Annotated in this window: 12 protein-coding genes; 5 read left to right on the forward strand and 7 right to left on the reverse strand. The window is 47.5% G+C overall.

All coding sequences use genetic code 11. The features are described 5' to 3' along the window. The 4 genes from NC980_RS16235 to NC980_RS16250 form a co-directional block, all read right to left on the reverse strand. Positions 1-678 (reverse strand): HEAT repeat domain-containing protein, encoded by a 678-nt coding sequence (locus NC980_RS16235; protein WP_190377558.1) that lies wholly within the window; start codon positions 676-678, stop codon positions 1-3. A gap of 48 nt (positions 679-726) precedes the next feature. Then, positions 727-1656: an NAD-dependent epimerase/dehydratase family protein gene (locus NC980_RS16240; RefSeq protein ID WP_190377463.1), complete on the reverse strand. Its 930-nt coding sequence runs from the start codon at positions 1654-1656 to the stop codon at positions 727-729. A gap of 357 nt (positions 1657-2013) precedes the next feature. Further along, a complete protein-coding gene (locus tag NC980_RS16245) occupies positions 2014-2328 on the reverse strand; it encodes a hypothetical protein (protein ID WP_190377464.1) in 315 nt (104 codons plus the stop codon). 103 nt (positions 2329-2431) lie between these two features. After that, positions 2432-4210: an AAA family ATPase gene (locus NC980_RS16250; RefSeq protein WP_190377465.1), complete on the reverse strand. Its 1779-nt coding sequence runs from the start codon at positions 4208-4210 to the stop codon at positions 2432-2434. A 59-nt stretch (positions 4211-4269) separates the two neighbouring features. On the opposite strand from NC980_RS16250, the gene NC980_RS16255 reads away from it, so the two are divergent. The 3 genes from NC980_RS16255 (at position 4270) to NC980_RS16265 (ending at position 7649) form a co-directional block, all read left to right on the forward strand. Next, the gene (locus NC980_RS16255; protein ID WP_199298584.1) at positions 4270-6087 is read left to right on the forward strand and encodes an ArsA family ATPase; all 1818 of its coding nucleotides are present in this window, start codon (positions 4270-4272) and stop codon (positions 6085-6087) included. Position 6088: 1 nt separating this feature from the next. Next, positions 6089-6673, forward strand: a complete 585-nt coding sequence (locus NC980_RS16260) for a Uma2 family endonuclease (protein ID WP_242027032.1) — start codon at positions 6089-6091, stop codon at positions 6671-6673. 106 nt (positions 6674-6779) lie between these two features. Then, positions 6780-7649, forward strand: a complete 870-nt coding sequence (locus tag NC980_RS16265; RefSeq protein WP_190377466.1) for a 6-carboxytetrahydropterin synthase — start codon at positions 6780-6782, stop codon at positions 7647-7649. Between the two features lie 56 nt (positions 7650-7705). On the opposite strand, the gene phoU is transcribed toward NC980_RS16265, so the two are convergent. Then, complete coding sequence (phoU, locus tag NC980_RS16270) at positions 7706-8377, reverse strand: phosphate signaling complex protein PhoU (RefSeq protein WP_190377467.1); 672 nt, start codon at positions 8375-8377, stop codon at positions 7706-7708. Between the two features lie 226 nt (positions 8378-8603). Here phoU and NC980_RS16275 point away from each other — a divergent pair, with 226 nt between their 5' ends. Both NC980_RS16275 and NC980_RS16280 read left to right on the forward strand, forming a co-directional pair. Further along, the gene (locus NC980_RS16275) at positions 8604-9383 is read left to right on the forward strand and encodes a hypothetical protein (protein WP_190377468.1); all 780 of its coding nucleotides are present in this window, start codon (positions 8604-8606) and stop codon (positions 9381-9383) included. Between the two features lie 6 nt (positions 9384-9389). Further along, positions 9390-10073: an isochorismatase family cysteine hydrolase gene (locus NC980_RS16280; RefSeq protein WP_190377469.1), complete on the forward strand. Its 684-nt coding sequence runs from the start codon at positions 9390-9392 to the stop codon at positions 10071-10073. A gap of 39 nt (positions 10074-10112) precedes the next feature. Here NC980_RS16280 and NC980_RS16285 read toward each other — a convergent pair whose 3' ends face one another. Then, positions 10113-10427, reverse strand: a complete 315-nt coding sequence (locus NC980_RS16285) for a hypothetical protein (RefSeq protein ID WP_190377470.1) — start codon at positions 10425-10427, stop codon at positions 10113-10115. Positions 10428-10554: 127 nt separating this feature from the next. Beyond that, on the reverse strand, positions 10555-12981 hold the full coding sequence (locus NC980_RS16290; protein WP_190377471.1) for a U32 family peptidase: 2427 nt from the start codon (positions 12979-12981) through the stop codon (positions 10555-10557). Between the last annotated feature and the right edge of the window lie 21 nt (positions 12982-13002).

The raw sequence follows: 13002 nt of genomic DNA on the forward strand, positions 1-13002 counted from the left end.
TTAAACTGCTTCAGGCTCGCTCAATCGCTTTAGGGCAAGTCGCGCCGATTCTGCCACGTTAGAGTTATTGTCTTTCTCCAAATAGCGCAGAGCAGAACAGCTTTTTTCGCTTGGCAGGTTGCCCAATGCTTCTGCAAGTCGCTGCCGCACGAGCCAATCTTCAGACTGGGCAAATCGCAGGATCGCATCGACGGTATCGACGGCTTTAATTTCTCCTAGCGCCGAGATCGCGGCTTGCTGCACGACAACTTCTTCATTGTCTAATGCCTGCAATAGCACTTCCCGCGCTCGTGAGTCTTTCAGGTTTCCCAGCGCTACTGCTGCACTGAAACGCACTAGCCAATCTGTATCTTCATAAAAGGCACGCACTAATGGCTCGAAGGCTCGAATATCTTCGAGATAGCCTAAAGCACCTGCGGCATCTGCGCGAATGCCATAATCTTTCTCGGTTTCAAGAATATTGAGCAAGATTGGAAAACATTCGTCGGTTTGCTTAATTCCCAGCGCAAAGACTGCCATCGATCGAATTTGTAAACTCTCGTCGTTCAGCACCTTTTTGATCAGCGGTACGGCATCTTCTGCAGGGACTTCTCGCAGGTTCGCTAAAGCAATCATGCGATCGCGACTGGAGGTGCTTTCGAGGTGTTGGGCAATCTGCTGTAGGCTGAAACTCATAATTTTCACAAATCTTCAAGGTGCTGATCTCATTGTGGCAGAATTACACGATTAGAGGACGTATAGATCCCGATGGGCGGTATACCATTCGACAGTTCTTCTCAAACCTTGCTGTAGAGAGGTTTTTGGCTTCCAGCCTAGCTTTGATATTGATTGCGCAATCTTTGCTGCCCGGACTTGTTCCATCGGCCGATCGGGTAATGCTCCAAATTGAGGTCGAATGCTGGGATTAATTAATTGATTAATCTGCTCGACAAGGGTTGAAATTGGGGTTAAGGTGCTTGACCCTAGCTCGAATGTACAGCCTTCGACACCGGGCGCTTGGGCGGTTGCAATCAAGCCATCGACGAGATCCTCGACATAAATCCAGTCGATTTGTCGCTGACCGCTGCTAAGTTCGGGTGCTTTTCCTTCCAGCATCGAAAGCGTCACGTAGGGAATTAACTTTTTGATGTCTTTTTGAGCAGGGCCGTACACCATGAAAATTCGCGCATTGACGATCGGCACTTGGTAAAGCTGATGGAACATTTGAGCATAAGCGCTACTCGACCATTTCGCTGCGGCATACGGTGATGAAGGAATCGGAGCAGCGCCTACATCTGGTTCTTCCAGCGACCCTGCCAAAATGATTCTGCGTCCGCCGGCTTCCGCCATTAGGGTTAATAGATTCACGGTACTGAGTAGATTGTTTTCGAGAGTTGATCTTACGGCATCGATACTGCGTGAACCCGAAACATAGCTCGCTAAGTGAAAGACAATATCGGGCTTAATGCTCGTAAAAATCTGCTGCATTTCATCAAAGTTTCTGACATCTGCCTGTAACCATTGAATCGAACCATCTTCAGAGAATTGCTTATAGCGAGACACACCATACACAGTGGCATCACCGTGAAGCAAGCGCTGGCAAAGATGAGAGCCTATGAAACCCGTTGCACCAGTTACTAAAACTTTTTGCCCATCAAACGATTGAGGAGAATACATACGAAGATTAGGGGAATTTTTAACGTTGAGAATGACAAACCCGAACAGCGGTAGCCGTCGTGGCGCACCCAGTCTGGAGAGAAACAATGCTTCAGAAAAAATATTAAATTGCTTGTGTTTCTATGAAGACAGTCAGTAATTTTAAGCAGACTCTAAATTCAGCAACACTGGACATTAATTGATTGTCGTTGCTTTAAGGAATAAACATAGAGTATTAACATTGATGCCAAATCAGCTCCACAACACTGCAGCCTGTAGAAAAGTAACCAACCGAAAGCGGCGAAGGCTTGGATTCATTCTGCCTCTCACCGCCGATTGGTTATTGCACTTCTGGTTACTGCACTTCAAACGAAGCAACTAGCTTGGTAAATCGACGCGATTACCGTTGTTATCTTCGTAGTACATCGGGGGTTCAACTGCAAAATTGTTGATCTGACCAGACTCAGTGATTACATAGCCATCGGTTGTCTTTAAATCTGTGTCAGATTCTTCCTCGACTGCGGCTTCGAGCTCATGAATGTTTCTTTCAACATCGACTCCAGAAGGAATGCGCTCGTCCGGAGCATTCACATTAGTCGGCTGTGCCGTTTGAACAGCCCAATGATCGTTTCCTGCTGCGCCTCTTCCGGGTTGCGCGGATTCTGGGGAGGATAAATCTGGATTGTTTGTCATAGGGTTTTACTCTGAATTCACTTCTGGTTTAGACGATAGCCCGATCGATCTTCGTAAGATTCTGCCGATCGAGATAGCTTGGTAAACCAGAAGACAGAATTCGCTAACGACGCTGATTTAGTAGGGCTTGATAAGCGATCGCGAAGTCTTCTCCGGTAATCTGTAAGTCAGTCGGTTTGCTCATGCCTAAAGCGCGATAGCGTCGAACGGCTTGCAGCGCTGCTTGATTGCTCAAAAGTGCTAAGTCTGCACCGTTCCAGCCTTCGGTTGAATGGGCGATCGCGTCTAGATCAACATCGGCTAAAGGTCGATCGGCATTATGCACTCGGAGAATTTTCAAACGACTGGATTGATCCGGTAGAGACACTTGAATCTGTAAATCTAATCGTCCTGCCCGAAGTAAAGCTGGATCGAGTTCATCGGGGCGATTCGTTGCTCCGATTAATAGCACTGTGCCACAGTCTTGTAATCCGTCGAGTTCAGTCAGGAGTTGACCGACGACGCGATCGCTCACCCCCGAATCGCCGCTAAACTTACCACGCACAGGTGCTAACGTATCAATTTCATCAATGAACACGACGCAGGGCGAAGCTTGACGCGCTTTGTTGAATAAATCGCGAACTTCTTGTTCTGCGGCTCCGACCCAACGACTCATCAACTCTGCACCATTCACCGCAATAAAGTTTGCTCTGGCTTGAGAGGCAACGGCTTTGGCTAACAAAGTTTTACCTGTTCCGGGCAGTCCCCACAGTAAGATGCCGCGAGGTGCTTTCGCTCCAGTGCGCTGGTACAGTTCAGGATAGAGCATTGCACCTTCGACGGCTTCTTGTAAGGTGCGTTTGATGTCTTCGAGTCCGCCGATCTGCTCCCAAGAAACGTTAGGAGATTCAACTTCAACCGATCGCAGTACCGAGGGTTTGATTTCTTTGAGTGCTTGCAGAAAATCCGTCTGTTCGATCAACAATTCGTTTGGAACCGCTTCTAATGAAGGCACTTGTCGCCGCAAGGCTGTATAAGCTGCTTTTTGACAAACTGCTTTGAGATCTGCACCGACCATGCCGACGGTGAGATCGGCGATCGATTCCAGATCAACCGATTTGAGCGGCATCGATCGCGTCAGAATCTTGAGAATTTCTAAGCGTCCGGTGCGATCGGGAACTCGGAATTGGATTTCGCGATCAAAGCGTCCCGGTCGCCGTAGGGCTGGATCGAGATGATCCGGGCGATTCGTTGCTGCGAGAACAATCACACCTTTCGTTTGCGCGAATCCATCCATTAAGGTGAGCAACTGAGCCACAACGCGCTTTTCGACTTCGCCTTCGACTTTGGCACGATCGGGCGCAAGGCTGTCAATCTCATCGATAAACACAATGCAGGGAGCCGAAGCTGCCGCTTTCTCGAAAATGCTGCGAAGTCGGGCTTCTGCTTCCCCATAATATTTGCCCATGACTTCGGGAGCGGCGATCGCAATGTAGTTCACGCCCAATTCGTCAGCGAGCGATCGGGCGGTCAAGGTTTTTCCGGTTCCGGGTGAACCTGTAAGCAGCACTCCGCGGGGAGGCTCAAGCCCTAGCTTTTCTAAAACTTCTGGTCGCTTCAGCGGCAGTTCGACCAATTCCCGCAACTCTTTCAAGACATCACCCAATCCCCCGATGTTTTGTAGCGACACAGGATTTGCAGGTGGGGGCGTAATCACCACCTCTGGAGCAGAAGGCTGAGCGGGTTGAGGGCGGCTCACGCCGATTCCTGTATTGCGAGGAATGCTGCTAAAAGCTGCCCGATTCACTTGCACATTGGCTTTGATTTCACCTTTTTCTGCTTTTTCTTCGAGCAGTTTGGCAAGTTCTAATAGTTGCTCAAATCCTTTAAATAGCTCACTCATGATTGGTCGGGTTTTGGGAAGACTATGAGTGATTGTGCCCAAACTCGCCCTTCTGAACGATGAAAACTCTAAACTCCTTTAATTCTCTACATTTAGCAATGTTTAGCGGTAAGGGAGGCGTGGGAAAATCGACGCTCTCCAGTGGATTTGCACGACACTGGGCAAAACAGTTTCCCAAGGAGCGAATTTTGCTCCTTTCAACTGATCCAGCGCATTCATTGGGCGATGTGCTGCAAATAGAAGTGAGCAATACGGCTCAAACGGTTGAGGATTTACCCAATTTGAGCGTCAGGGCATTAGATGCGGGACTGCTGCTGAAGGAGTTTAAGGCGAACTATGGTGAGATTCTCGAACGGTTAGTCGAGCGGGGCAGCTTTGCGGAGAAAGGAGATTTGTCTTCGGTGTGGGATCTGGGCTGGTCGGGACTCGATGAACTGATGGGAATTCTCGAAATTCAGCGGCTTCTGAACGATCGCATCGTCGATCGCATTGTGGTAGACATGGCTCCGAGCGGTCACACTTTAGCGCTGTTTAATCTCATGGATTTTCTCCAAGAGTTTCTATCTGCATTGGAACTCTTTCAGCAAAAACATCGCACCATCAGCAAAACCTTTACCGGACGCTACACTCCCGATGAGGTCGATCGTTTTCTCGAATCGATGCAGCGTGACTTAACAGACGGACGGCAATTGTTGCAAGATCGATCGCGCGCTGCTTGCTTTATTGTAGCGATCGCAGAATGGTTGAGTTTATGTGAATCAGAACGCTTTCTAAAATCTCTGGAAACGCTACAGATTCCATTCGGGGCACTGTTTCTCAATCAGATTAATTCTGAGAACGAAATGCTGATTGAGAAATTTCAATACAGCTTTGAACCTGGATCTATTATCACAATTCCACAACAGCTCGAAGAACCGATCGGAGCAAGCGCGATCGATCTCTTGATCTCGCAAATTGGTCTTTCAGGTTCACTTTCAACTTCTCACTTCGTTGAACCTTCGACTAAATTCGCAGATTTCATCCTAGAAGGTCGCAAGCTGATTTTAGTCGGCGGTAAAGGCGGAGTCGGGAAAACAACTGTTGCAGCCGCGATCGCGCTCAATCTGGCGCAACAGCATCCTGATAAGAAGATTCGGGTGATTTCGATTGATCCAGCACATTCATTAGGCGATGCCTTCGGTACTGAACTCGGACACCAATCCACCGAAATCTTATCCAACCTCAGCGCTCAGGAAATGAATGCGCGTGAAATGCTCGACGATTTTCGATCGACCTACCTGTGGGAGTTAGCCGACATGATGAGCGGCACAACTCAAGACGAAACTCTGCAAATTGCCTACACGCCGGAAGCTTGGCGCAAAATCATGGCGCAAGCACTCCCCGGAATCGAAGAAATGCTCTCTCTGATTGAGGTGATGGAACTCCTAGACTCGCAAGCCCAAGACCTGATTATTCTGGATACCGCTCCGACGGGCCATCTGTTGCGTTTCCTCGAAATGCCTTCCGTTTTGTCAAACTGGTTAGCTTGGATTTTCAAACTCTGGCTGAAATATCAAGATGTTGCTGGGCATACGGAACTCATGAGCCGTTTGAGAACCTTGCGTCAACGAGTTGTGCAAACCCACAAAAAACTGCAAAATCCTGAACATACAGAGTTTATCGCCGTTGTACAAAATCGATCGACCATCCTTGCCGAAACCGAACGCTTGATCAAATCGCTCGAACAGTTGCAAGTCTATCAGCGCTACATCGTTCACAACCGTGCCGATAGTCCACTTGACTCATTTGTAGACAAAACGATCGTCACATTGCCTAATATTTCTGCGGAACTCCCGCCATTCGCTCAAGTGGAGAAAGTCGCCGAACTGCTGAGATAGAATGAAACAACTCCGATCGACGCGCTTGAACACCATGGCTCAGGCTCAAACGAAAAAACTCACTTTTGAGGAGTATCTGGCTTACAACGACGGCACAGATACGCGATACGAACTCGTGGACGGAGAACTAATCGAAATGCCGCCAGAATCACAGCAAAATAACGATGTTGCTAAGCGCATCTTTTTTGAGCTTCTCAAGCATTTTCCGATCGGACTGAGTGCCTACAAAGATACTGAGATTGAAGTGTCCGGCAGACAAGCCAGATGCCGACTGCCTGATTTAATTCTTCATACCGAGGAGTCTAAGGCAGCACTAAACCAAGCAACACGAGCAACTATCACCCGTGATATGCCACCACCCGCGATCGTGGTTGAAGTTGTCTCACCTGGCACCACCAATCGCGATCGGGATTATCGCCACAAACGCACCGAGTATGCTGCTCGCTGCATTCCCGAATATTGGATTATTGATCCGCAAGAACAGCAAATTACTCTCTGTACCTGGGTAAACGGTCAATACGAAGATCAAGTACTGAGAGGCGATGAGAAAGTTCGATCGACGATCGTCGATCGTCTCAATGTTTGATCAAAGCGTGAATCAGATTCTAAACGCCCCACAAATTTAAACGCATTCCCAACCGGGAGAGCTTATCCTAAAGGTGTATGAAGTTTTTTAAACTCCTAACCTTTCTATGAAATGTATCATCGATCGCCGCGCCCAGTTTTCGGCAAGCCATCGGTACTATCTGCCAGAACTGAGCGAGGCGGAGAACGTCGAGCGATTCGGGGCTTGTACTCGCGCTCCCGGACATGGGCATAACTATGTGTTGTATGTCTCGATGCTGGGAGATCTAGACGAATATGGCATGGTACTCAATCTGTCGGATGTCAAGCATGTGATCAAGCGCGAAGTCACCAGCCAGCTTGACTTTTCCTATCTAAATGACGCATGGACAGAGTTCCAGCAAACCCTTCCCACAACTGAAAATATTGCTCGATCAATTTGGTATCGATTGGCACCGCACTTGCCGATTGTCAAAATCCGACTCTACGAACATCTTGAACTCTGGGCAGATTATTTAGGAAACAACATGGAAGCTTACCTCACCATCAGCACTCACTTTAGCGCTGCTCACCGTCTCGCTCGTCCTGATCTGAGTTTTGAGCAGAACTGCGAAATCTACGGCAAATGCGCCCGCCCCAATGGTCACGGTCACAATTATCACCTTGAAGTCACAATCAAAGGTGAAATGGATCAGCGAACGGGAATGATTGCAGATTTAGTCGCATTCCAGAAAGCGGTTGATGATTACGTTGTAGAACCTTTCGATCACACTTTCTTAAACAAAGATATCCCTTATTTTGAGAAAGTTGTGCCCACAGCAGAAAACATCGCCGTTCACATTCGCGACTTGCTTGAGGAGCCGATTCGTCAAATCGGGGCACAGTTGTACAAAGTGAAATTAATCGAGAGTCCGAATAACTCTTGCGAAGTCTATGGTACAACTGCGATCGATGCAATTGCACCCCTGATGCGTGAACCTGCACTCGCAAAAGCGTAAAACCAGATTGTCTGCATCGGGCGATTTTTTGATTAGATAGAATCGCCCGAAAAAAATTAGCGTTTGCCCGTGACAATATATGCCACTCGCTTACCGATATTTGCCGCATGATCTGCCATGCGCTCTAAGTGGCGAATGACCAGCACTTGAAGCACGATCGGTTCGATCATGCCTTTCACATCTTGCTGACGCGCCAATAAGTTATAAAGCGTTTCGTAGTCTGAATCTACGACATCATCACGCTGACGCACATCTAAACCCAATTCAGCGTTGAGATCGGACAGCGACTCTAAACTAAGGGCTAACATTGCTCGACAGCGATCGAACATCTGCCGAATTTTACCCAGGTGCGGCGATTCAGGATACGGAAACAACTGCACCGCGACATCGCCTAAATTCTGAGCATAGTCGCCAATTCGCTCTAGGTCGCGGACAAGCTGCATCAAAGCGCTGAGTAGCCTTAAATCTTGAGCCACCGGAGATTGCAGCGCGATTAGATTGACGCAATCGAGTTCGATTTGTTTGTAGAGACGATCGATTTTCTTATCGAGTTTGCGAATTTGGTCAGCGGCAGCGAGATTGCGATCGAACAAGGCTTCTCGTGCGAGACAGCAAGATCGTTCGACCAGTGCTCCCATTCGCAAAACATCGCGTTGGATGCGTTTGATCTGGCGCTCGAAGTGAACCCGAATCGGTTCTTGACCCTCTGGCACGTTTTTGTAAAACATTGAATTGTCAAAGAAATCTGGGGGAAAGCGGTCGGCTGAAGGCTTCACTATAACAATAGAATTTTTAGATGTCAGGTGCTGTACAAAACGTTTCAATTCTTTTTTATTTTAGAGCGATCGAATTTTCAGATCATCCTGTAACCTATAGACTTCCCGATCAAAGTGCCTGTATTCTTTCCCTTCTAAAATAAAGATGATCGCGAACCTTATTTCGACAAATTCCGCTATGTTTTCTTCTGCTGACGACCAGATTGCACAATATTCTCAAGGGCACAGCTTATTTGCCCAACTCAGAAGCCGCTTTCCGCAAGGAGCGCTGATTTCGGAACTGGTTCAAATTCACGATGGACAGTTTGTGGTCAGAGCGATCGTCCAAGTCGGAACCACGACAATGGCAACCGGAATGGCGGCGGCTGAAAAAATCGAAGTTGCAGAAGATCGAGCGCGGGTTCGAGCAATGGAGGTGCTAGGAATTTCGCCAACCGGAGGCGCAACTACATTTGATGTGGCGGCGCGATCGATGGAACCCCCTAAAGAAGTCGAACCGAGTTTTACAACAGCAATTCCCGATCTTCCATTACCCCCGGTTGAAGCGTTAGTTCCCGAAATTCCTAAGAAGACAGTTCGCAAGAAAAAAGAAGAACCAATCGATGAAGTGGCTCCGGTTCCTGATTTGCTGTCGTTTCCGGGCTTAGATATGCCAGAGATTAAATCTGCATCGCCAGAAATCACTCGTGAGCCTGCGAACCCGACGATCGATTTCGCGTCTGATTTTGAAGACGATGAGCCAGAACTGCCTACACCAGAACCGATCGATCTATCCGATGCGATCGCGCAAATTGGTACAGAAATTGAGCGGATTGGCTGGACAAAGAAACAAGGAAGCACGTATCTTCAAGACACTTACGGTAAAAAAACTCGTGCTGAGCTAGATGAGGATGAATTGATCGAGTTTCTGCACTATCTCAAAGCCTTACCATCCAAGGGACAAGGAATTCCCTTCTAACCACCTATGACATTTATTGCAGCACAGCCTTACGAGTACGAGCTACCGATCAATTCGGAAATCGCGTTGATTGTAATTGATATGCAGCGCGATTTTCTCGAATTGGGTGGATTTGGCGAAGTGTTAGGAAATGATGTCGGGCGATTAACGGCGATCGTTCCGACTGTGAAACGCTTGCTCGAAGGCTGTCGCGCTTTCAATGTCCCGATTTTTCATACCCAAGAAGGACACCAGCCCGACTTATCCGATTGCCCTAAATCAAAGTTGAAGCGCGGTCGGGGAGAGTTGACGATCGGCGATACGGGTAAACTTGGCAGGATTCTAGTCTTAGGGGAACCTGGAAATGAAATTATTCCAGAACTTGCACCGATGCCTGGAGAAGTCTTGATTCCAAAACCGGGAAAGGGTGCGTTCTACAATACTGATTTAGAGATGCACTTGATTGCGCGCAACGTTACGCATTTATTGATTGCAGGCGTAACAACAGAAGTCTGTGTTCAAACGACGATGCGTGAGGCGAACGATCGTGGTTATGAATGTTTGTTGGTTGAAGATGCAACCGAGAGCTATTTTGCTGAGTTTAAGCAAGCGACCTTAGAAATGATGCGGGCGCAAGGTGGCATCGTCGGATGGACAGCGACGACCGATCAGGTGTTGGAAGGATTGCGATCGTGGAAGGCAGCAGGATAAGCGATCGAGTTTGAAAGCTCGATCGCCGATGAGATCTAATTACTTATCGCCAACAACTTTCTCGACTGCGGCTTCTGCTTTTTCAATCAGGTTTGCCTGGTCAGGATTTTCCTTCTTAAAGATTTTGAGATCTTTCTCGTATTCTTTGTCTAAGCCCTTCGGATCGTTAGCAGCTTCCATCGCTTTTTCATAAGCTTCTTGGCGGCTGGAATACTCTTGTCCGTCTGGGCTGATGACTTCTTCGCTTCCAGGCGGTTGAAGTGTCACATTTGCATAAGCAGGCATAAAGAAGCCTGTCCATGCCATCAAACCGACAACAAGCACTGCAAAGACACGCGCCATTAAACGTTTCATATAAGTCCTCCGAACATAATAATCAATTTGCGCTCGGGGCAATTTTACGAAATTTACGATCAATCCTCCGTCTACCACAGGACAGAAGCAGAAGATTTCAGGACTTGGAGAAAACTTATCAATTGCATCAACCCAATGTGCCGCGCGTAACTCCAAGCTGATTTTGCAGTTTTAAATCCCGCCAAAGTTGTGCGCCTGTGATTTCTCCGTTCAGGAGTTGACGATAGCGATCAATAGTCTGTGTAATTTGATGACTAGATTCGTTGAGAAATTCGATTCTAAAGCGTTGTGCGCCGCATTGCTGTAAGTGATGTAAGAACTCTGCTCCAGTTTGTGCAGTTCCGTTGAATACGGTATTACGGCAGCCTGCATCGGCGTGTAAAACGTGCTCGATTCCGGTACGATCGCGCAATTTCACCTCATGCTGTTCACAAGGTCTACCGCAGTTAGTGAAGTCAGTCCCTTCTGAGAGAAAGGCACAAAAGACACAATGCTCCATATGAAACATCGGAATGTGTTGGTGAATGGTGATTTCAAGCCAATCGGAGGGACAGCTTTTAATGAGGTGTGTCAGTTGTTCGATATTGAGGTCATACGAAGCGCTGAGGCGCTCTAGACCGAATTGTTTGAAGTAATCGGCAGTAATAACGTTAGCGACATTGAGCGAGAAGTCACCGATTTTGCGATCGTCCTTGAAGTACTTCAAGTGGTCATAGTTGCGGATTAAGTATCCGTCTGCATTTGATTTGCGAACTTGGTCTAAAATCCACTGTTCACCAGGCTTTGTAATTCTCGGTGGTGCCACCCAAATTTCTGCATCTGAAGATTGGCGGGTTAACTCAACTGCTTGCCGATAAGCGCGAGGATCTTCAAATTCGCAGTAAACAGTTTGAATTCCTGATTTTAAGACGGTTTCTAGTTGTTTAAGATTGCGGACGAGAACAATTAATTCTGGTGTTTCAGATTGTATTATCGCTTTTGGTAATAAGTCTTTGAGCGATCGCGCCTCATCCATTTGCCATTGTTTCGGCTGAATTCGGAGTTGTTCTAATCGATCGACAATCTCCCGCCGCATTCGATTCAGTTCACTCACCGGAATCATTGCAGCATCCGTTAAATGGTTGTCGAGCTTACCTAACTTAAAGGGCGTATTTCCTAGTCTTCCGAATTGTTCTTGTAATCGCTCTGCTGTTAAAGGTTTTGAGTGTGCTTCAACGAGTGGCATCTCAGATTGAACGCGGGTAATATGTCCCACTGAATCTCTGGCGATCGCAATCAAAGCCTGCCCGATTTCACCATGAATTTCAATCTCAATAGGGCGCTGAAACTTCGGTTGATCGCCTGCATAAGTTTGGCGAATTTGGCGATCGAGATCCGGATCGCTCGTTTTCCAAATCAAATCGCCGGTACTGATGCGACGCAAATTTAACTGATCGCGTCCGAAGGTGAGAATTGTTTTTCCGTTGTGTTGATCGACTGCATAAATCCGTCCGCCTTCTTCTTTAGCTTCTGGATGTCCCGCATCGAAGACAACGCCATCACCGGGTTTTACTGGGGCTTGTGCGGCGATCGTAATCTGCTCTCGTCGAATCTCGATGACTTCACCCAGATAAACGCCGCGCTTCTTGCCAAATCTTGCATGAACGAGTTCTTGATTATTAATTCCTTCAAACCATCCGGTATGTAATCCGCGTGAAAACGCCATTTCCAAGTTGTAGCGTTCAGCATTCACATCAGAGATCGCTTGATCAAGTGCATTTCTATAAACCCTAGTGACATTCGCCACATATTCAGGGGCTTTTAACCGTCCTTCAATTTTGAGACAAGACACGCCCGATCGCACCAGTTCCGGCAGCACATCTAATCCAGCTAAATCTTGAGGACTGAGCAGATACCGTCGATCGCCTAAATTTACCGTTTGCTCGTCTGCAATTAACTCATACGGCATTCGACAGGCTTGAGCGCATTCTCCCCGATTCGCCGATCGACCTCCTAATGCTTCGCTGGTTAAACACTGTCCTGAGTACGCCACACACAATGCACCATGCACAAACACTTCAAGCGGTAGCGTGATGTTGTTGTCGTTTAACTGCTTTTGAATCTTGTTGATTTCTTTGATCGAGCATTCCCGCGCCAATACGACCAACTGACAACCGAGTGACTTCGCAAACTCGACTCCTGCTGCACTCGTCACCGTCATTTGAGTCGAACCATGAATCGGAAAATCTGGCGATAAATGCCGAATCAAGCGACAAATTCCAATGTCTTGCACAATTACCGCATCGACACCAGAAGTAATAATCGATCGTAAGTATTGTTCTACTTCTGCTAATTCATTCTGAAAGATTAACGTATTTAGCGTGACATAACCTTTTACACCGCGCCAGTGTAAAAACTCCATTAACTCTGGCAGATCCGATTCTGTAAAGTTTTCTGCTCGCATTCGGGCATTAAATCGATCTAACCCAAAGTAGATTGCATCTGCGCCGTTCTCGATCGCAGCTTTGGCGCATTCCCAATTTCCAGCAGGTGCAAGCAGTTCTGGAGTTTTCATCACATCAATCAGCAAGAGTGC

It is taken from the genome of Leptolyngbya sp. AS-A5, assembly GCF_039962495.1.
GTDB lineage: Bacteria > Cyanobacteriota > Cyanobacteriia > Leptolyngbyales > Leptolyngbyaceae > Leptolyngbya.